Raw genomic sequence first — 20,215 nt, 5'->3', positions numbered from 1 at the left:
TGGGCTCTGCCCGAACTAGGGCCCGAAAGCTGATCTCGCGGGGAGCGTTGGAAGCCGAATTCGCTCGCGTCGCCGCCTTTTCACATGAATTCCTGCAGGTAAAGTCATTGACGTCCAGCGATTATTTGTCAGGGCCACAGCATCCTAGGGTAACCGAATTTGCGGAGGTGAGGCAGGCCGATGACGAGGGAGTAGAATCCCTATCTGTCGACGAAAGATATGAAGCAATGCCTTGGCCGGCGCCGATAGGCTACGCCGTTCGAGAGAATAAGCCATTATGCGGAAGTCCGGCGGATCCATATAGATTGATTCGGGCAGTTCACACAGCAATCCAAGTTCGATCTCTTCCGCCACCGCAAAGGCAGAACAATGCCAGATCGCATCAGTAGCGGCAGTAAGCCGGACCAGCGTGCCGAAATCCTCTACGATATGGTGCGGGCCGTCGCCCGGTTCCCTCATATCCGCCAAGCGGGCCGATCCCATGCCGCCGGAAATGAGGACAGGATAGCTGCCCTCCCGCGCATCTTCTGACAGGAGCGGATGACCAGGTCGCACAATCAGCCCGCGCGGGCAACGCCCCACGCCCTCTGCCCGGACAGGAATGGTCTCAGGAATCTGACCCTCAGCGGCGATGAAGAACTCGATTTCGCCTGCAACCAGCAACGGAAGCAGCGCATCAACGTTGCGCACGATCACATCGTTGCGCACTTCGGGCGCCGTCGAGAGCCGCTCCAACAAGGCCTCGGACAAAAAGGCGCGCGGCGGCATGGGGGCCACTCCGAACCGCACCAATCCCGATTGTCCCTTGGCGGTGCAGTCCCATTGCCGCTCCAAATCCTCCGCATTGGCAAGCAGCGCGGCCGCCGCGTCCAACATCACTTGCCCCTCCGCTGTAACCCGGACGCCCGAACGGTCGCGATCGAACAAGCGAACATTAAACCGCTGCTCAAGCAATTGCACAGAACCGGTCAGCGCGGGTTGCCTGCGCCGCGCTCAAGGATATTCGCGACGGGCGATGGGTCAATCTCGCCGGCCTCGTTCTCCTGCGGCAGAAGCCAGGCTCCGCCAAGGGCACCATGTTCATCACGCTTGAGGATGAGACCGATGTCGCCAATCTCGTCGTCTGGCCCAATCTCTTCGAGAAGCATCGGCGCGTGGTGCTGGGCGCCTCGATAATGGGTGTGCGCGGTCAGGTCCAGAAGGGGGGCGATGTGATCCATCTCATCGCCCAGCGGCTCGACGACCTCTCGCCCCTCCTTGCCAGCGTAGGGCAGCGGGCGGATGTCGCCAGCATCTATCAGGTCAGCCGCGCCGATATCGTCAGAAGCGCCATGGCCCCCGATCCGCGCGATGCGGCGAACAGGCCGCTCGGGCGCGGCCCCCGCGATCTTTACGATCCCGACCTGCGCCTGGGCTCGGGCATCATTCCGGGCCAGCCGACAGAGGGCATCAAGGTCAAGACACGAGATTTTCGCTGAGAGGCGGCGCCTCCCCGATAATGCTCAGGTGGGTTCGATCCGCTCGACATCGAGCATGTCGAAATCAGACCTTGTCCCTACGACCCGGACTCGTCGACCAAGAAGATGCCGGCAGGATCTGGTGCAATCGAGCCGCCATTCCCCTCCATCGGCGACACGCAGCACGGGGTAAGGACCATCGCCAAGCAGCATGTCGACAAGTTCGTGCCGCGTGCCGCGTGGCATGTCATTTGCGCCTTGCAGGCTTGCGCGGAGATCGGGCCTCGGCCCCGTTCTGGTCCTGAGAATTTTCGAACACCCAGTTGAGATAGGCGGCGATACGGATGCCGCCGCGCTTCAGCCGATCATCAAGCTCGAGACGGTGCTGATAGGCATAGTCCCAGGACAGGTTCGTGTCGGTGGGATAGATGGTCTTGCGCAGCGCGATGCTTTCGCGGATCCAGGTGCCCGGATCGCGATTATTCCAGGCTATGACCTGCTCGGGCGTGATCGCGCGCGCCAGCCAGTCGGCAAGTTCGGAATAGGATAAGGATCGCTGCTCGATCATAGCGCTGTCCCAGACCGAATGGAGATTGGTCGAGCGGCCGAACCAGCTCACCTTCATGTCGTTGCCGCCCCGGTCATTGCCGCCACCGGCATGAAGCGGCTGGTGAAGATCGCCGATGATATGGACGACGAAGCGCAGGGCAAGGCGCTTGTCGTCGATCGACGCCGCGGGATTGCGAAGGGTCGCCGTAAAGCGTGTCAGGGCCGTCATTGCGTCACCTTCGGCGGGCGCGTCGACGTTCGTATAGGCATCGCCCTCGCGGACGGTCACATAATGCCAGGGGTTGGCCTGTTTCTGCCAGAAATCGGCGGGGTCGGATTTCATGTCGTCGGGCCAGGTTGCCGCCTGTGCCAGATCCTCCTCGCCCAGGAGAAGCTGGACATTGGCTCGGGCTAGGCCGCTTAGGTTCCGATCGGCAATGGCGCCGGTCACCCGGTGGCCGATCGGTCCCCAGGCGAGAGCGGGCGAAGTCATCGAGAAGAGAGCGGCGGTCAGGATCAGTCTACGCATGAGCGCACCATTAGCGCTTGGCCGCGCACGATCCAGCGATTCGATGCATCATCGGGTCTGAAGGCAACGCCCCCCCAAATAGGCAGATCAGACAGACGAAACTGGGAATATTCTGGGTCTCAGCTTATGCGCGCCATCTCCTTGAATTCCGGGCGTCCGGCCGCATGTTTCTGCTTTCGGAAAGGCAGCGCGACCGGATCGATCATCACTCGCGCAGGCCGTAGCTTCCAGCGTCACCGCCCCGAGTCCGATCGACAACGTCATTTGAAAAAGGAGATGATGGGCCCGAAACCTCCACCCGCGCATTTCTACCATGTTTACGCACCCGACTTTGGGGAGTGATGGATGAGCATCCTTATAAATGGCGCCGTGGTCGAGGGTCCTGAGGATCCCCGCATTTCTCTCCTCGACTTCCTGCGGGAGCAACAGGGCCTCACCGGATCGAAGAAAGGCTGCAATCAAGGCGCATGTGGCGCCTGCACCGTGCTGGCGGACGGGGAGCGGATCCTGTCCTGTCTCGCGCTCGCCGCTCAATATGAGGGGCAGGAGATTACAACAATCGAAGGCTTGGGCAGCGCCGACAATCTGCACTCTCTGCAGCAAGCCTTTGTCGAGCATGACGGCTTCCAATGCGGCTATTGTACACCGGGACAGATATGTTCGGCAGTCGGAATGGCCGCCGAGTTGAAACGCGGCGTCCCCAGCCATGTAACGCAAGCGCTCGGCAGCAGCATCGCAATGACGCGCGACGAGGTACGCGAGCGGATGAGCGGCAATCTGTGCCGCTGCGGCGCGCATAATGGCATTGTTGACGCAATCCTGGAGACTTTTGCGGAGGTCGCCCAATGACCCCCTTTACCTATCATCGCGCCACCACGGCCGACGAGGCGCTTCGACAGGCCGGCGGCGGGGTCCGCTATCTTGGCGGAGGAACCAACCTCATCGATCTCATGCGGGAAAATATCGAGAGCCCCTCGGCCTTGATCGATGTGACAGGCCTGCGCACGGACATTGTAGAACAGTCTGATGGCAGCATTCTGATCGGCGCCGCGGCGCGCAACACGGCGGTGGCGGAACATCGTGCCATCCGCGAACGATACCCACTTCTTTCACGCGCGATCGTCGCCGGCGCCAGCGCACAAATCCGCAATATGGCGACCGTCGCCGGCAACGTCCTGCAGCGCACCCGATGCCTCTATTTCTATGATCAGGATGGCGCACAATGCAACAAACGCATCCCGGGAAGCGGGTGCGACGCGATTGGCGGATTCACCAGAAATCATGCGATCCTTGGCGCGTCCGATGATTGTATCGCCACCCATCCATCGGACATGTGCGTGGCATTGGCTGCGCTCGATGCCATTGTTTATCTGCTGGGGCCGAACGGGGAACGCCAAATCGCATTTGCTGACGTTCATCGCCTGCCCGGCGATCGCCCAGATATCGACACCAATTTGCATACGGGCGAACTCATCACCGCCATCGAACTGCCAGCAGCCTTACCTACCACGCGCTCGACCTACCGCAAGGTCCGCGATCGGGCGAGCTATGCTTTTGCGCTCGTTTCGATCGCAGCTGTGCTCGATGTGGAACAAGGGCATGTGCGGGACGTCCGGCTAGCGCTCGGTGGCGTCGCCCACAAGCCGTGGCGCGCGGCCAAGGCGGAAGCGCTTTTGCGTGGGTCACCCGCAACGATAGATGCCTTCACAAAGGCTGCGTCGGAGGAACTGGCCCAGGCCCGACCGCTCCGCGACAACGGCTTCAAGGTCGAGCTAGCGCGGCGGACGATGATCGCGGTGCTTACGCAGTTGATGGAGGACATGGCATGAGCCTGATCGATAGCGGCAAGGCATTGGCGCAAGGCCTGATGCAGAGCGCGATGGCCAAGGTCGTGGCACTTGCGCCCGACAGCTGGATGCCGGGCGGCGAACCTGATCCGCTCATCCGCCACCAGCATGGCCATGTCGGCAAGCCCGTGTCACGCATCGACGGCCCGCTCAAAGTATCAGGCGCAGCCCTTTTTGCAGCAGAATTTCCTCTGGAGGACATGGTCTATGCCGCCATCGTCTATAGCAAGATCGCGAAAGGTCGGATCACCTCGCTAGATGTCCAAGCGGCGGAGAAAGCGCCCGGCGTCGTGCTCGTGATGACCTACCGCAATGCCCCGAGGCTGAAGCCCGCGCCTTTGTTCATGAGTGATCCCAAGGCCGCAGCTGGCGACAGCATTCCCGTGCTGCAGGATGAGAAAATCTACTGGAATGGTCAGCCGATCGCCATCGTGCTTGCTGACACGCAGGAGCAGGCAGACCATGCCGCCGCCCTGGTCGATGTGAAATATGCAGCAGAGCCGGCGGAAACCGACTTCCACGCGGCGATCGCCAAGGGGACGACCCAGTCGCAGTTCATGGGCCAGCCCCTGCATGACGAGGTGGGCGATGCGCAGGGGGCATTCGAAAAGGCCGCCGTCAAGATCGACGCGGCCTATTCGACGCCGCGCCACAATCATAACCCCATCGAGCTTCATGCCGTCACGCTATCGTGGCAGGGTGACATGTTACGCATCCATGATGCGCAGCAGGCCGTCGCACATTCGGCCTGGACGCTGGGGCAGGTGTTCGACTTGCCAGCCGACAAGGTGGTCATCACCTCGCCCTATGTCGGCGGCGGTTTCGGCAGCAAAACATTGTGGCAGCATCAGATCATCGCGGCGGCAGCGGCGAAACTCGCCGAGCGACCTGTGCGACTGATGCTGTCGCGCGAAGGCGTCTATCGCATCGTGGGTGGTCGCTCGCCGACCGAGCAGCGCGTTGCCCTGGGCTCAGACGCGCAGGGGAAGCTCACCGCACTCATTCATCGCGGTGTGACGGCCAAGACATCGCACAATGTCATGCCGGAGCCATTCATTCTTCCAACGCGCAGCGCCTATGCCGCGGAGAATATCCTGCTGGACGTTCAGCATGTCGAGATCGACATGACCAGCAACACCTTCATGCGCGCGCCCGGCGAGGCGGTCGGCACCTTTGCACTTGAATGCGCGATGGACGAACTTGCAGAAAAGCTCGGCATCGACCCGATTGAACTGCGCTTGCGCAACGAGCCGGAGAAGGACCCGATATCCGGCCTGCCCTTTTCAGCCCGGCATATTGACCAGGCATGGCGCGACGGGGCCGAGCGTTTCGGCTGGAGCGCGCGCAACCCGATGCCCCGGATGCAGCAGGAAGGCGAATGGCTGGTCGGCATGGGATGCGCCACCGCGACCTATCCCTATTACCGCATGCCCGGCGGTGCTGCCCGTATCACCCTGTCTCGCGACGGCCAGGCAATAATTGACATCGCCGCCCATGAAATGGGCATGGGTACCGCCACTGCCCAGACGCAGGTGGCAGCCGAGCGACTTGGCCTGCCGATGGAGCAAATTCGCTTCAATTATGGCGACTCTACCCTGCCCGGTCTGGTCCTTGCAGGCGGGTCGCAACAGACGGCATCAATCGGAGCCTCCGTGATCGCGGCCTATAACAAGCTGGTTGTGGAACTACTGGCGCTGGCCGGGAATGATTCCCCTCTCGCTGGCCTGAAACATTCAGAGGTGGGGAGCCGGGATGGCGGCCTTGCCAGCCTGGAAGATCCATCGCGGTATGAAAGCTATGCTTCCATCCTGTCGCGCGCCCAGCGCGACGCCGTAGTGATCGAAGCCGAGCCGCCCATGCCGCTCGAGACGATGCACTGGTCGATGCACAGTCATGGCGCCATGTTCTGCGAAGTGCGGGTCAACATGGTTACGGGTGAACCGCGCGTCTCCCGCTTCCTGGGATCGTTTGACTGCGGCCGCATCCTCAACCCTAAGACCGCGGCGAGCCAGTTCAGGGGCGGCATCATCATGGGCCTGGGCCTCGCGCTGATGGAAGAGGCACAGTTTGACGAGCGGAGCGGACGGATCATGAACCCCAGCCTCGCCGAATATCATGTGCCTGTGCATATGGACGTTCCCGAAATCGACGTTATCTGGACCGACGTTCCAGATCCCCACACACCCATGGGCGCGCGGGGCGTCGGCGAAATTGGTATCACCGGCACGGGGGCTGCGGTCGCCAACGCAATCTACAATGCGACCGGAAGGCGTGTGCGCGATTTGCCGATCACCCTCGAAAAATTAATCTAAGTTAAGAGTATGTCAGATCGCCTTGGATTTTATGATAAGGTAATTGAGTCACAGTCGATGGCCGGATTATCGGCTCGCAGGGGATTTATGACCGGAGTAACTCGCCATCACTGATCTCGATCAAGGTGCAATGCCATCCCCGGTGTCTGGCAGCATTGCGAAACCAAATTGAGCTGGACAGAGTTAAGGATGCGCCCGATAGGCGAACCGGGCGCATGCCGGATCTTTGCACTTTCAAAGACCTTGGGGACAGCGTGGCGGATTTTGACAAGACCGATCTGACGAACTGTGATCGTGAGCCAATCCATCTTCTCGGCGCGATCCAGCAGCCCGGCTTCCTGATCGCGGTCAGCACTGATTGGATCATTGCCCGGGTATCCGCAAACATCCGCGATCTTCTGGGCTCCGATCCGGAGGCGCTGATTGGCGCGCCGCTGCCAGACTATGTTCCCGCGACCTTCCTGCATGACCTGCGCAACCGTATTTCCCTGCTGGCTGAGCCCGATATGGTTGAGCGTCTGTTTGCCTGCCAGATCGGCACATCTGGCCAGCCTTACGATGTGGCAGTTCACTTCTCGAACGGTCAGATCGTCATCGAAGCGGAACCCGGCTCGGCTGCAGGTGGCGATGCCACCAATGCGGTTCGCGGGATGATGTCACGGCTCGACCGCACCAAAGACATGACGGCGTTCTTCCGCGAGGGCGCCCGGCAGGTGCGCGCCCTGCTTGGTTACGATCGGGTCATGGTCTATAAATTTGCAGCCTCCGGCGCCGGTGCTGTCGTCGCCGAGGCGAGTAAAACAGGCATCGGCAGCTTCCTGGGGCTGAACTATCCGGCCAGCGACATCCCCCGCCAGGCGCGCGAGCTCTACAAGCGCAACCTCGTCCGTGTGATACGCGATGTGGACGCGCAGCCGGTGCCCGTCGTCCCCGAGATTGATCGGTCGGGTAAGCGCCTTGATCTGTCGCTCTCGATTCTGCGATCGGTTTCGCCAATTCATATCGAGTATTTGAAGAACATGGGAGTGGCAGCCTCCCTGTCGATCTCGATCGTGGTCGACGACAAGCTCTGGGGGCTGTTCGCCTGTCACCATTATTCGCCGCGCTCGCCGACGTTCGAACGCCGTTCGGTGTGTGAGCTGTTCGCGGAAATGTTCGCAATGCGCCTCGAATCGCGCGAACGTCGCCAGGTTGCCGAATACGAGGAGCGCGCTCGCAACATCTCTGATCAGCTGCTTGGTGCGGTGGCATCGGACGAGACGCTGCTGCAAGATCCCGATTGGCTTGGAGACATTCTGACGAGCGCAATCCCCGCTGACGGCGTCGGCGTCTGGATCAACGGCAACTACGCCTTCTCCGGTGTCACCCCGCCGACGGAAGAGTTTCGACGCATCGTCAGGGCATTGAACGGGCTGGCCGCTGGCCGTGTCTTCACCACCGATACAATCGGCAGCCTTGTCGATGGTGCTGATGAATATGCCGAGCAGGCCGCTGGCCTCCTTGCGATTCCGATTTCTCGCTCACCTCGCGACTATGTCATGCTGTTCCGAAAGGAACTCAAGCAGTCGGTCCGTTGGGCAGGCGATCCCCATAAGCCAATTGAATATGGCCCTAACGGCCCTCGTCTCACCCCGCGCGAAAGTTTCGCTGAATGGAAAGAGACCGTGGAAGGGCATGCCGAGCCGTTCACGGAATCCGAGTTACGTGTCGCGGAGACTTTGCGCGCGACCCTGATCGAGGTTGTGTTGCGTCTGGCCGATGAGGCGGCCGCCGAACGGCGTCAGTCGACCGCGCGTCAGGAAATGCTGATCGCAGAGCTTAATCACCGTGTGCGCAATATTCTCGGCGTGATCCGTGGTTTGATCCGGCAGTCTCAGCCCGACAGTCCCGAGGTGAAAGAATTTGTCCGTCTCGTTGATGGCCGAATTCATGCGCTGGCGCGGGCGCATAACCAGATCACCGATGACCATTGGGGGCCGGCACCGCTCGGCGCTCTGATCGATGCCGAAGCGGCGGCTTTTGCCGCCGACCGGCAAAGTGCGATCATTGCCAATGGCACACCGACGCTCATCAATCCCCAGGCCTATTCGACTATGGCTCTGGTGGTCCATGAACTCGTCACCAACTCCACGAAATATGGCAGCCTGTCGGGAACGGGCGAAGTCCATATCGACTGGTCGCGCGATCATAAGGGCGACCTGCGGTTTGTGTGGCAGGAAAGCGGCGGTCCAACCGTCCAGGCGCCCAAGCGGAAGGGTTTTGGAACGACCATCATCAAACGCTCGGTCCCATATGATTTGGGAGGTCAGGCAAACATAGAATATGCCCCAGAGGGTGTGCGCGCCGAGTTTCTCATTCCTTCCCGGCACGTCTCCGACGCTCGCAAGGTTGATGGTCCCACGATCCACATCCAGCGCTCGAACGTGTCAAGTCAGCACCCCGTCGACATCGGGGTGGCCGGCCAGAAATCAGTGCTGCTGGTTGAGGACAGCCTCATCATCGCGCTGGATGCCGAAGACATCCTCAACCGCTTGGGCGCTTCTGTATCCACCGCGTCCATCGCAGAGGCGGCCCATGATCTGCTTGATGAAGCCCGCTTCGACTTCGCGATCCTCGACATCAACCTGGGCGATCAGACAAGTCTCGGGATCGCCGACAGGCTGCAAGAGCAAGGCGTCCCTTATTTCTTCGCGTCAGGCTATGGTGAGCAGGCAAGCCTTCCCATGGAACACAGGTCGGCCATGGTCGTGCAAAAGCCCTACACTACACATAATGTGGCAAAGGCTGTGCAGGAGCTGTTCGCCTGATCCGAACCAGCTTGTCCCAGAGGCGCGCAGACCTCTGGGATAAAGGAACTTCCTGAGAGACGGCGGATTTTGCCCCTAAGTGCGTCGAGGCATGTCGCTCATGGGGACTTTCAGAATGTCGATCTTACAGCAAGGTACGCAGGTGCTGCCGATTGGCGACACCGCCGATCCGAGCAAGGGCAGCCTCTCCGACATCGATTTGCTGCACAGCATCAGCGTCGCCCTTATAGGCGAGCAAGACCGATTTGAACTCTACGGTAAGATTGTTGAGGCGGCTGTGGCCATTACAGGTTCGCAGTTCGGCACGATGCAACTTCTTTGCCCAATAGACGATCCTTCGGGCCATGGCGGAGAACTCCAGCTTCTCGCGCATCGCGGCCTGCCGTCCGAGGCGGTTGGTTTCTGGCAATGGGTAAACCCGCGCGCTTATAGTAGTTGCACGCTTGCTCTGAAATTCGGCCAGCGCGCGATCATTCCTGACTTCGAAGAATGGGAAGATATCGCTGGCACACCGGATCTGGCGGCATTTCGCAAAACCGGAATTCGATCGGCTCAGGCGTTGCCGAGATCGACAACAACATCGCCGAGCGCGCGATCCGCCCCGTGGCGATCGGCCGCAAGAACTGGATCTTTGCCGGATCGAAGGCTGGCGGCGAACGGGCTGCGGCCATCTATTCCGTCATCGAGACCGCCAAGCTCAACGGCATCGAACCGCAGGCCTACATCGCCGATGTCATCGAGAAGATCGCTGGCGACTGGCCCGCTACTCGCTGGGACGAACTCATGCCGTGGAACTGGCAGCCGAGCGAGCAAGACGTCGCTCAAGCCGCATAGCTGCGGTGCTCAGGCCACGCTTACAATGGTCCAGTCTTGATCGTTCGAGTAAGTATCTGCGAACTTGCCGGGACGGCCATTGACCGTCTGGGAGTAGATATAAGCGGCTATTATGTATTGCCGTTCCTCACGGGCGACCGCCTGGTTACCAGCGTCGATCTGGAGGCCTCAGTTCTGCTCGCGCGTTCGGTGCATCTGGAGCCCGACGCCCCTCCGGACGCCCATGACGCCCTGCTCGAAGAACTCAGCATCATGGCGGCCTGGCTGGGCCTCGCCTCGGTCCACGTGAGTCAGCCCTAGCCTATTGTCAGCCCGCTGCCACCACGCCCGGGGCACAGGCTCGCCCATGGTCTGCGCGCGTCCGCCGCGGCAGCCCATCAGGGGCCGACATCATCGCCCCCGGCCCGAAGGCGGGAGCCCTGCCGCTGGCCAAAACCAAGCGCCCCTGCCACTCGATCATTCCAGCCATAAGGGTCGGCGCGGATCACGGGCGCCCCTTCATCGTCGAACAATATCGTCGAATAGAACAGGCGAACCGGGATCTCCCGCGGCAGTTCGACAAAGCCTTCCTTGCCCGTCGCGCGCGCCTTGTTCCATTGATCCAGAATGCCTTCGTCCCGGGCGATCTTCTCGGCAAAACCCACCGCATCATCGACCCGGACACAGCCATGGCTGCGCTGGCGCTGGACCTCGGCGAACAACTGCTTGGCCGGCGTATCATGAAGATAGATTTCATGGTCGTTCTTCATGTCGAACTTGACCAGCCCCAGCGAGTTTTCGGGGCCGGGCTGCTGGACGATCCAGCCATCCTTCCAGACCATGTTGTTGCGCTTCATGTAGCTAGCGCCCTTGCCTGCGATCTCCTTGTTCTGGATCGATCGAGGAACCGTCCAGGTCGGATTGGCGACCAGCCGATAGATGGGCGACCCCAGCTGGGGCGTTTCGGTGTCCGGTTCGCCCACCACCACCTTGCGCGTGTCGGCAATCTTCCCGTCGCGCCAATAAGTGAGGCGCGCGGCGGCGAGGTTGACGTCGATCCGCGTTCCGGCCGGCGCCCGGTCAAGCCACCGCATCCGCTCCATGGCAACGGCGATTTCCCGGGCCCGATCGGCATCCGACAGGTTGAGGATTTCAAGGGCCTTTTCACCGATCACGCCATCGGGCTTGATGCCATAATCGACCTGCATATGCTTGACGGCGCGCACCAGTGGCGCGGCGTAGCGATCGCCGGCATTGCCGGCCCGATCCAGATAGCCCGACGCCACCAGCTGCCGTTCGATCGCGGGCATGCGGCGGTCGGATGTTCCAGGATCGATCGGCTTTCCTGCGTCCGGGATGGGTTTTGCGCTATCGCTTCCCCGCTTCCCAAGCGCCAGATAGGCCCTGGAAAGATTGCGATAGTCTTCCTCCTGCGGCGCAAGGCCATCGAGCCAGCCGCGCAGCTTGCCCGATGCCAGCGCGTCTTTCAGCCCGCGTTCGAGATCCGGCCTGGGGGCGCCCAATGTATAGACCTTATAGAGCTTCTTGGGGTCGCTCGCGCCACCAGCTAGCGCCCTGGCATAGCGCAGGGCGCTACGGGTAAGCGCGTCCTGCCCGGCGCCTGTTCCTGGCTTGCCTTCAACGGCGAAGGAAAGATGGTCGAGGCCATGCGCGGCGCGACTGTCAATGGCCTGCTTGAGATCATGGACTGCGTCCTCGTTCCACTGCGCTTGCCGCTGCGCCGACGCCGTGTCGGCCCGGTCTCCGCTGCCCGACTGGCTGCCGCAAGCCGCCAGGGTCAGGGCAATGGCGACCATCGGAAGGGCGAAAAGGGACTTGGGCACGCATTTCTCCTTACAAGCTCTTTCCTGCAACGCGCGACCGTGATCGAGGCTCCGGCGCATCGGCGCGGCCTTGCCATTGATCGGACGCCACAGGCACGACGACGCCCCTCAGGCGACAAATTCGGCAGGCGTGTCGGCCTGCAGCATCTGGGCGAGACGGGCTGCGTCCCAATTGCTCAGGCGAATGCAGCCATGACTTTGCGAACGGCCGATCAGGCTGGGTTCGGGGGTTCCGTGGATGCCATAATGGGGCTTGTCGAGATCGATCCAGACGACCCCCACGGGATTGTTGGGCCCTGCGCTCAGCTGCGCCTTTTGGTCGCTGCTGTCCGCGTCCCAGAAGAGATCGGGGTTATAATGATAGGTGGGCATGAAGGCGGTTGTCCGGACCCTCCATTGCCCCAGCGGCAGCGGATCATGATCGCTGCCCGTCGTCGCGGGGAATTGCGCAATGAGCCGGCCTTGTGCGTCAAGGACCCTGAGCACGCTTTGCGATTTGCTGACGATGATCCTGGCTGCGCGGGGCTGGCTCGCACTTATATTGAGATCCGACAGCATGTCCCGCCACCGGGCCGGGAGGCCCGGATCATAGACCCGATCAGAGGGGATAAGTCCCGGCAGCAGTAATTCCATCCCCGCTCTGGGCGTCTTGAGACCGGGATTGAGCTGCAGGAGGGTATCGCTGCTTGTATGGAAACGTTCGGACAGCTTCTCGAGCAGGTTGCGATAGCCCAGAAAAGGCAATGAGGCCTGATCGACGATCCTCGAGGGAATGTCGGGCGTGAAAGGTGCTTCCAGCGCTTGCGCTCTTAGAACCATGCGAATGAGCGTGGGCGCCCGCTCGCTCGCCAGTGCCTTGCGGCTCGCGGCATCCAGCACGCCGCTTTGTTCAAGGCCCCGTGCCTCCTGAAAGGCCTTGAGAGCGGCTACGAAGAAGCGGCCATGTTTTCCATCGATGATGCCGGGCGCAAAGCCCGCTCGATCAAGCTGGACCTGGGCCTGGAATATGGCCGGATCGATGCCTGCCGGAAGGCTCGCCGGAGCGCCTGTCTGATCCCTGGCAGGTGCGGCGGCCTGCGCGGACGTCGCAAAAATGAGACCAACCGAGGCCAAAATCCGAAATTGCCATGGAACCGATCTTTTCACGTCGCCAGAAACACCTTATATGACAGGAACATAGGCAACGCTTGCGAGCGGCCTTTATCTCCCTGAAACATGTTCGGGACCAACGACATTTATGATATTCGATCGACGGTCGGTGCTGTTTGGCACCGCGGCCTGCGGCATGGCGCAGTTGTTTCCAGCCGCCGCCTGGGCGGCCATTCCGGAAAGACGGCTTGCCTTTCGCAACCTGCATAATTCCGAGCATATCGACATCTGCTATTTTTCCGGCGGGCGTTTCCGCCGGGACGGCATCGCCGAGCTCAATCATTTCATGCGCGACTGGCGTACAGGCGAGGCGATTAGGATGGATACGAGTCTGCTCGATGCACTCGTCCTTCTCCAGGCAGCGACCGGAGCCGACAAGCGCGCCTATTTCACCCTGATTTCGGGCTATCGTTCGCCCAGGACCAATGGCAGGCTGCATCGCAGCTCATCGGGCGTTGCCTCCAAGAGCCAGCATGTGCTTGGCAAGGCCGTGGACATAAGGCTCAAAAATGTGCGCCTCACAAACCTTCACAAGGCTGCCCTCTCGCTGCGCGCAGGCGGCGTAGGCTATTATCCGGAAAGCAATTTCGTGCATGTCGATACCGGCCGGGTTCGTCATTGGTAGGGAGCGCCTCCCACCAACGCAGCCACCACCCCGCTCGTCGTGAATGGAGCCGGCACACGGAACCATGCATCAATCGGCGCCATTCGCTCCGGGGGAGAGCAGGAGATGGTCCATGCATATCCTGATCACAGAAGACGAAGCGATCCTCGCCATGCATCTCCCGATGTTTCTGGAGGAACTAGGCGCCGACAGTTGCTCTGTAGCGGCCACCCAGGCCGAGGCTGTCCGTGAGGCGCTCGATCACAAGCCTCATCTCATCGCGTCCGACGTCAATCTGGCGGAGGGAAGCGGGCCAGGGGCGGTAAAGGCGATCCGTTCGCGCCCTGGCGATATTCCGGTAGTCTATATCACTGGCACCCCGGAACAGGCGAGGATTGCAGACCTTGGTGCACCCGTCATTGCCAAACCTATCCGGTGGCTCGACCTCGTCGAGGCGACACAAGACCATGGCCTGCCCACTCCTCTACCGGCCGACAAGGAGTGACCGGCAGGCTTCCCAGAACGAAAATCAGGCAGCTTTCGCCAGTTGAGAGATGTCGAACGGCTTCGCGGCGAGCCCATGCTGCGCACGGATCGATTCCAGATAATCGAAGATGCTCACCACGACATTGTCCTGCGTGCTGACTTCAGCCCGATTATTTTCAAGGTTGCCGCCATCGAGCAATTGTTCGAGCGCGACCCGCGCTCTTGCGACACGGCTCTTGATCGTCCCGACAGCAACCCCGACAATCTCGGCCGTCTCCTCATAGGAGATGCCGCCCGCGCCAACCAGGATCAGCGCCTCTCGCTGCGGTACGGGCAATTGCATCAATGCGCGCATCATGTCGCGCAGCTCGACGCTCTTTTCCTGGTCGGCGGGCGCGGCAAGGACGCGATCGGCGACGAGCTCGTCCCATTCGCCGACGAACCGCTTGCGCCGCATCTCGCTCAGAAAATGGTTGCGCAGAATAACGAAGGCCCAGGCCCGGAAATTCGTGCCCGCGACATAGCGCTCACGCGCGCGCCAGGCCTTGAGCATCGTCTCCTGGACAAGATCGTCCGCCGTATCCCGGTTGCCCGCCAGGCTGCGCGCAAAAGCACGAAGTTGGGGAAGAACAGCGGCAAGCTGTGCCTTGAACTCAGCGTCCGAGAGACGAGGTGCCTGGGTCGAAGCCGATATGTCATCCTTCATACTGCGTCCCTCCATAACTGGTCAAGAGAACATTCCGCCAGTGTATCGGTTCCTGAAGATACCCCGGGGCATGACCAAAAGCGTTAGCAAAAGGCAAAAAGTGGAGGTTGAGCACCTGGACCTACTTCTCATCGGAAAGAGGAACGATCGAGCGTCTGCCGGATTAGGTTTGTGGACGGCCTCTCACCGACGCGCGTCTTAAACAAGCGAGGCAGGAACCCGGCATGAAGCAGCTTGCGGACGACTTTTGGAATTTCCGCGGCAGATTTAAGATCGCCGGTCTGATCGATGTCGGAACGCATATGTCCCTCGTCCGTCGACGAACGGGACGCTTCCTGCTGATCGACAGTTATGGCGTGTCTGGTGCTGACCGCGATGCGCTCCTGAAGCTGACCGACAATGGTGCAGCGATCGACGCAATTATCAATGTTCACCCATTCCACACGCTGCATTGTCGCGCCGCACACGAAGTGGCCCCCGGTGCGCGGCTGTTCGGCACGCAGCGGCACCGCGATCAAGCACCCGAACTACCGTGGGAAAAGGACCGTATCGAGGACGGCGCAACGCAAGCCCAGTTCGACGAACTTGCTTTTTCGGTCCCGGACGGGCTCGATCTGGTGACCAGCGATGAAAGCGTTCATGCCGCATCAGTACTGGTACGTCACCGGCCGAGCGGCATCGTCCATGTCGACGACACCTTGATGGTGCTCGCGGCGCCCGGGCTATTGCGGTATGTCCTGCCCCAGTCACGGATGCGCTTCCATCCCAGGCTGGCCAAGGCGCTACAGCACCGTGCAGGCGCTGCCGACGATTTTACCAGTTGGGCACGCGGGCTTGCGGAAAGCTGGGCAGGAACGCGGATCGTCTGCGCGGCGCACTCAGCCGTGCGCCAGTTCACGCCCAATGGCTGGCATGACGAAATGACACTGGCTCTGTCCGACGTCCAAAAGATGCTCGACCAGCATCGCTCGCGCCACGGCTGAGGCCGTTTTCCTTTCCCCTTGCAAGCAAGAACCCACAATCATGAGCAACGCTGAGGCCCGCACGATCAACCCTTTCACTGAGGAAGTGATCGCCACCTACCCCTATATGTCGGACGACGAGGCCATGGCGACGGTGCAGGCAAGCCATGAGGCATTTCTGCAATGGCGCCTTCGCAGTCTCGAAGAGCGCGCTGCCGTCATGACCGCGATTGCGCAAGCGCTGCGCGACGCCAAGGAAGAATTCGCCCAGCTCATGACGCGCGAGGTCGGCAAGCTGATCGGCGACAGTCGCAACGAAGTCGATCTGGTCGCTGCGATCTGCGATTATACCGCCAAGCACGGCCCGACAGTGCTCGCCGACGAGGAACGCGCTGCTGAGGGGGCGACGGCCTACATCACCCATGCGCCGCTCGGGGTTATCTATGGCATCCAGCCATGGAACTTCCCCGCCTATCAGGCGGTGCGCTATTCGATCGCAAGCCTGATGGCCGGTAACGGTGTGCTGCTGAAACATGCCGAGAGTTGTACCGGTAGCGGCCTGTTCCTACGCGACCTTTACGAACGCGCCGGGCTGCCCAAGGGCCTGTTCGGCGTACTCGTCATTTCGCACGAACAGTCGGACAAGATCATCGAAAACGATCTCGTGCGCGGTGTCACATTGACGGGCAGTGATCGCGCAGGCCGTGCAGTGGCCGCCAAGGCGGGTAAACTGGTCAAGAAGACCGTCCTCGAACTCGGCTCTAACGACGCCTATCTGGTGCTCGACGATGCCGATCTCGATCTGGCGATCAGAACCTGCGTGGCCGGGCGAATCTACAATAATGGCCAGACCTGCGTGAACGCCAAGCGCTTCATCGTCACCGAGAAGAATTACGACGCCTTTGTCGAGGGCTATGTCGAAAAGTTTCGCGCTATCGAGATGGGCGATCCCACTGATGATGCCACCAAGCTTGGCCCGCTGGTCAGCAAGGCGCAGCGCGATCAGCTTCACAGCCGAGTGGAGGAAAGCATCGCCAAGGGCGCGCGCGTCCTAGCCGGCGGTAAGGTGCCTGATCGCACGGGGTGGTTCTATCCCGCGACCGTGCTCGTGGATGTGGCCCCCGGCCAGCCTGCCTATGACGACGAGCTGTTCGGTCCGGCCGCATCGATCATCCGCGCGAAAGATGACGAGGATGCCATGCGCATCGCCAATGACAGCCGATACGGTCTTGGCGGCGGCATTTTCAGCCGCAATGTCGAGCGCGCACGCGAACTGGCGGCGAAGCATTTCGATACCGGCATGATCTTCATCAACACCTTCGACGTGGCGTCGCCCGACCTGCCGTTCGGCGGGGTCAAGACGTCGGGCTATGGCCGCGAACATGGCCCGGAAGGCCTGAAGGAATTCGTCAACGTCAAGTCGATCAAGATCGGCTGATCGAGATGGCGGAGACCCTCCAATGCGACGTCGCGGTGATCGGGGCCGGCACCGCCGGTCTCGCCGCCGAAAGGGCCGCGCGCAATAACGGCGCCTCGACGCTGTTGATCGATCCCGATTTCAACGGGACAACCTGCGCCACGGTTGGCTGCATGCCGTCCAAGCTGCTCATCGCTGCCGGGCGCAAGGCGGTGCAGATAAGCCGTGCGGGGATGTTCGGAATCGAAGTGGATGGGGTGCGGATTGACGGCCCGGCTGTCCTGCAAAGGGTGCGCGCGGAAGGCGACAGATTTGCGGCAGGCACTCGCAAATCAATCGCCGACCTGCCTGAGCATGTCACCATTCGCGCTCGCGCCTGCTTCTCGGGGCCGAGGCGGCTGCTTCTTGACGACGGTCGTAGCGTGGAGGCGAGAGCGATCGTCATCGCAACCGGATCGGCACCGATTCTGCCAGAGCCTTTCGCCGCGCTTGGCGATGCCGCGCTCACGAGTGACAGCATATTCGAGCTGGCGGATCTGCCTCGACGGCTGGCTGTCGTTGGTTCGGGCGCGATCGGGCTCGAACTGGCGCAGGCATTCGCCCATCTGGGCGTGAAGGTTGTGCTGTTTGACAAGGGCGAACGCATGGCGAAGCTGCGCTGCCCCAAAGTCCATGCCCATTTGCGCGAGGCTCTCGAAAATGATCTCGATCTTCATCTCGGCGTGGAGGTCACTCCGGCATCGGAAAGTAATGGCGTGCGGCTGCACTGGAGCGGCGCGAGCAAGGGCGATGCCTTGTTCGACAAACTGCTCGTTGCGGTAGGGCGCAAGCCGCAGCTTGATGCGCTGGGCCTCGCCAAGCTGGGCCTGGAACTCGATGATCATGGCGTTCCTATCCACGATCGCAAGACGATGCGCTGCGGCGACAGTGCAGTCTTTCTCGCTGGTGATGTGGCGGCGGATCTGGCGCTCCTCCACGAAGCATCGCACGATGGCGCGATAGCCGGACGCAATGCGGCCGCCTTTCCCGCACCCATTCCGGTCGAACGCAGCACGGCCTTAAGGATCACCTTTACCGAGCCGGTGCTGGCCACGATCGGCGAGGCGGAAGAGGTTGGCGCAATTACCGGCACCACCGATTTTGCTGATCAGGGTCGGGCACGGGTCGATGGAGTCAATCGCGGTGCGCTCACCCTCTATGCTGCAGCCCCGCACGGCCGGCTGATTGGCGCTGATCTAATCGCGCCCGCCGGCGACCATCTGGCGCACATGCTGACTTGGGCGATCCAGAGCCGGCTGACAGCGACGCAGTTGCTGGCGATGCCCTTTTATCATCCCACGATCGAGGAAGGGCTCAAACAGGCGCTGCGAACGATCTGTGCTGCAACGCCCATCGACCTGCCACCGGATCAGGACAGTGGCACACCGTCCGGCGCCTGAGTCTGAATGGGTCGATCAACTGGCCTGATTATGGTCAACGCCATCGGCCGCATCCCCTGCTCGGGAAAATCGAGCCAGGACGTGGGTGGTAGCCTGCTGAATGGCGGACGGTACGCAGCCAGGGAGCAGAATCTGACCGCTGAGTGTTCAGTAAGAGTCAACTGTGGAAAGGTCAGCCGGACTTCCGCTGCTTCAGTGCGATAGCGTTCCTGGTGGCGCAGTCCCAGGTAAGGGCAAGGGGCAGTCGACCAGGATGCAGCCCTTGTTCCTGACCGTGGTCATCACTCTTTTGGCTCTTGGGATCGAGCCAGCGCCGTCCGAGGATACCAAGTAACGTAAGCATGATTACGGCAATGACGGTCGCGCTCACGACCAGCGGCCATAGCGCCGCGCCGCATGCGATGCCTATAACCGCCGCCAGCCAGATATGGGCGGCCGTCGTCACATTCTTGATCTCGCCCTTGCTGAATACGATCAGGCATGTGGACCCCGGCCACCCGCGCGCAACATACGCGCGTGGCGAAGCGATACCAGACGGATTTGAATGATGCGGAGTGGCGATTGATCGCCGCATATTTGCCCCGGGCACGTTCGACCGGGCGACGGCGGGAATGGGCGATGCGCGAGATCGTGAACGCCATATTCTATGTGCTGCGCGGCGGGATCACCTGGCGACTGTTGCCGAAAGACTTTCCGCCATGGCAGACAGTCTACCGCTGGTTTGCCCGGTTACGCGACGAGGCCGTATTTGAGCGAATGAACCATGCTCTGGTGATGGCTGACCGCGACCGGACGGGGCGCGAGGCCAGCCCGAGCGCAGCCATTATCGACAGTCAGAGCGTCAAGACCACGGAAAGCGGCGGCCCGCGGGGCTATGACGCTGGCAAGAAGATCGAAGGGCGCAAGCGACATGCCCTGGTCGATACCGATGGCCGAGCGCTGCTGGTCGAACCCCACACTGCCGATGTCCAGGATCGAGATGGGGGTGGTGCAGTGCCGCAAATATCACGCGGCCTGTTCCCCTTCATCGAGAAGGTTTGGGCCGATGGCGGCTACAACCATGAGCGCGTCACGCAAGCCACCAGCATCACCGTCGGGATCATCAGCAAAATTACCGGGCAAACCGGCTTCGTCGTCCTGCCAAGGCGGTGGGTCGTTGAACGCTTCTTTGCATGGATCAACCGAAATCGCCGGCTCGCCAAGGACCTCGAGGCAACCTTCAAGTCCGCAGCTGCATTCCTCTATGCCGCCGCCGCCATGCTCACGATCCGCAGATTGGCGCGATCAGCGTGAG

18 protein-coding genes and 3 pseudogenes are annotated in these 20,215 nt (G+C 61.3%); 14 read left to right on the top strand and 7 right to left on the bottom strand.

The window, feature by feature from the left end:
* Window positions 1-144 precede the first annotated feature (144 nt).
* The gene (locus HH800_RS26750) at window positions 145-960 is read right to left on the bottom strand and encodes a LysR family transcriptional regulator (protein WP_037521879.1); all 816 of its coding nucleotides are present in this window, start codon (window positions 958-960) and stop codon (window positions 145-147) included.
* Between the two features lie 17 nt (window positions 961-977).
* On the opposite strand from HH800_RS26750, the pseudogene HH800_RS26745 reads away from it, so the two are divergent.
* A pseudogene (locus HH800_RS26745) lies at window positions 978-1,478 on the top strand (OB-fold nucleic acid binding domain-containing protein); the annotation flags it as partial.
* 24 nt (window positions 1,479-1,502) lie between these two features.
* Here the strand turns inward: HH800_RS26745 and HH800_RS26740 are convergent.
* Both HH800_RS26740 and HH800_RS26735 read right to left on the bottom strand, forming a co-directional pair.
* Entirely contained in the window at window positions 1,503-1,703 is a 201-nt protein-coding gene (locus HH800_RS26740; protein WP_169863491.1) for a DUF5818 domain-containing protein, read from the bottom strand.
* Window position 1,704: 1 nt separating this feature from the next.
* Window positions 1,705-2,535 carry a S1/P1 nuclease gene (locus HH800_RS26735; RefSeq protein ID WP_017503630.1) on the bottom strand — a complete coding sequence of 277 codons (831 nt, stop codon included), beginning with the start codon at window positions 2,533-2,535 and terminating at the stop codon, window positions 1,705-1,707.
* A gap of 345 nt (window positions 2,536-2,880) precedes the next feature.
* Between HH800_RS26735 and HH800_RS26730 the strand changes: the two genes are divergently transcribed.
* The 7 genes and pseudogenes from HH800_RS26730 (at window position 2,881) to HH800_RS26700 (ending at window position 10,635) form a co-directional block, all read left to right on the top strand.
* Window positions 2,881-3,384, top strand: coding sequence for a 2Fe-2S iron-sulfur cluster-binding protein (locus tag HH800_RS26730; protein WP_037521880.1), 504 nt, complete (start codon window positions 2,881-2,883; stop codon window positions 3,382-3,384).
* Window positions 3,381-4,364 carry an FAD binding domain-containing protein gene (locus HH800_RS26725; protein ID WP_037521882.1) on the top strand — a complete coding sequence of 328 codons (984 nt, stop codon included), beginning with the start codon at window positions 3,381-3,383 and terminating at the stop codon, window positions 4,362-4,364. The genes HH800_RS26730 and HH800_RS26725 overlap by 4 nt, the downstream gene beginning before the upstream one ends.
* Window positions 4,361-6,694, top strand: a complete 2,334-nt coding sequence (locus HH800_RS26720; RefSeq protein WP_169863490.1) for a xanthine dehydrogenase family protein molybdopterin-binding subunit — start codon at window positions 4,361-4,363, stop codon at window positions 6,692-6,694. Before HH800_RS26725 ends, HH800_RS26720 begins: the two co-directional genes overlap by 4 nt.
* A gap of 215 nt (window positions 6,695-6,909) precedes the next feature.
* A complete protein-coding gene (locus HH800_RS26715) occupies window positions 6,910-9,501 on the top strand; it encodes an HWE histidine kinase domain-containing protein (protein ID WP_202902478.1) in 2,592 nt (863 codons plus the stop codon).
* Window positions 9,502-9,616: 115 nt separating this feature from the next.
* Window positions 9,617-10,066 (top strand): annotated as a pseudogene (locus tag HH800_RS29230) (GAF domain-containing protein); the annotation flags it as partial.
* Window positions 10,057-10,335: pseudogene (locus HH800_RS26705) on the top strand (transposase domain-containing protein); the annotation flags it as partial. The pseudogenes HH800_RS29230 and HH800_RS26705, both read left to right, overlap by 10 nt.
* Before the next feature lie 117 nt (window positions 10,336-10,452).
* A complete protein-coding gene (locus HH800_RS26700) occupies window positions 10,453-10,635 on the top strand; it encodes a hypothetical protein (RefSeq protein ID WP_017502780.1) in 183 nt (60 codons plus the stop codon).
* 77 nt (window positions 10,636-10,712) lie between these two features.
* Here the strand turns inward: HH800_RS26700 and HH800_RS26695 are convergent, their stop codons facing one another.
* Window positions 10,713-12,158, bottom strand: a complete 1,446-nt coding sequence (locus HH800_RS26695) for a L,D-transpeptidase family protein (protein ID WP_026109524.1) — start codon at window positions 12,156-12,158, stop codon at window positions 10,713-10,715.
* Between the two features lie 108 nt (window positions 12,159-12,266).
* Window positions 12,267-13,271 carry a L,D-transpeptidase family protein gene (locus HH800_RS26690; RefSeq protein ID WP_017502778.1) on the bottom strand — a complete coding sequence of 335 codons (1,005 nt, stop codon included), beginning with the start codon at window positions 13,269-13,271 and terminating at the stop codon, window positions 12,267-12,269.
* 124 nt (window positions 13,272-13,395) lie between these two features.
* On the opposite strand from HH800_RS26690, the gene HH800_RS26685 reads away from it, so the two are divergent.
* Window positions 13,396-13,932 (top strand): DUF882 domain-containing protein, encoded by a 537-nt coding sequence (locus tag HH800_RS26685; RefSeq protein WP_017502777.1) that lies wholly within the window; start codon window positions 13,396-13,398, stop codon window positions 13,930-13,932.
* A gap of 112 nt (window positions 13,933-14,044) precedes the next feature.
* Window positions 14,045-14,416: a response regulator gene (locus HH800_RS26680; RefSeq protein ID WP_017502776.1), complete on the top strand. Its 372-nt coding sequence runs from the start codon at window positions 14,045-14,047 to the stop codon at window positions 14,414-14,416.
* 24 nt (window positions 14,417-14,440) lie between these two features.
* Here the strand turns inward: HH800_RS26680 and HH800_RS26675 are convergent, their stop codons facing one another.
* Complete coding sequence (locus HH800_RS26675; protein ID WP_017502775.1) at window positions 14,441-15,103, bottom strand: sigma-70 family RNA polymerase sigma factor; 663 nt, start codon at window positions 15,101-15,103, stop codon at window positions 14,441-14,443.
* A gap of 224 nt (window positions 15,104-15,327) precedes the next feature.
* Between HH800_RS26675 and HH800_RS26670 the strand changes: the two genes are divergently transcribed.
* From HH800_RS26670 to HH800_RS26660, 3 genes are read left to right on the top strand one after another with little or no spacing between them, the layout of a single operon-like run.
* A complete protein-coding gene (locus tag HH800_RS26670) occupies window positions 15,328-16,086 on the top strand; it encodes a hypothetical protein (RefSeq protein WP_017502774.1) in 759 nt (252 codons plus the stop codon).
* Between the two features lie 40 nt (window positions 16,087-16,126).
* On the top strand, window positions 16,127-17,503 hold the full coding sequence (locus tag HH800_RS26665) for an NAD-dependent succinate-semialdehyde dehydrogenase (RefSeq protein ID WP_017502773.1): 1,377 nt from the start codon (window positions 16,127-16,129) through the stop codon (window positions 17,501-17,503).
* 5 nt (window positions 17,504-17,508) lie between these two features.
* The gene (locus HH800_RS26660) at window positions 17,509-18,921 is read left to right on the top strand and encodes a dihydrolipoyl dehydrogenase (protein ID WP_037521885.1); all 1,413 of its coding nucleotides are present in this window, start codon (window positions 17,509-17,511) and stop codon (window positions 18,919-18,921) included.
* Window positions 18,922-19,093: 172 nt separating this feature from the next.
* Here the strand turns inward: HH800_RS26660 and HH800_RS26655 are convergent, their stop codons facing one another.
* Window positions 19,094-19,366 carry a hypothetical protein gene (locus HH800_RS26655; protein ID WP_017502771.1) on the bottom strand — a complete coding sequence of 91 codons (273 nt, stop codon included), beginning with the start codon at window positions 19,364-19,366 and terminating at the stop codon, window positions 19,094-19,096.
* A 35-nt stretch (window positions 19,367-19,401) separates the two neighbouring features.
* Here HH800_RS26655 and HH800_RS26650 point away from each other — a divergent pair, with 35 nt between their 5' ends.
* Entirely contained in the window at window positions 19,402-20,214 is an 813-nt protein-coding gene (locus HH800_RS26650) for an IS5 family transposase (RefSeq protein ID WP_017502770.1), read from the top strand.
* Window position 20,215 lies beyond the last annotated feature (1 nt).

Origin of the sequence: Sphingobium yanoikuyae, assembly GCF_013001025.1 — a bacterium.
GTDB classification, from domain to species: Bacteria; Pseudomonadota; Alphaproteobacteria; order Sphingomonadales; family Sphingomonadaceae; genus Sphingobium; species Sphingobium yanoikuyae_A.
This window is presented reverse-complemented; position numbering and strand designations above follow the sequence as displayed.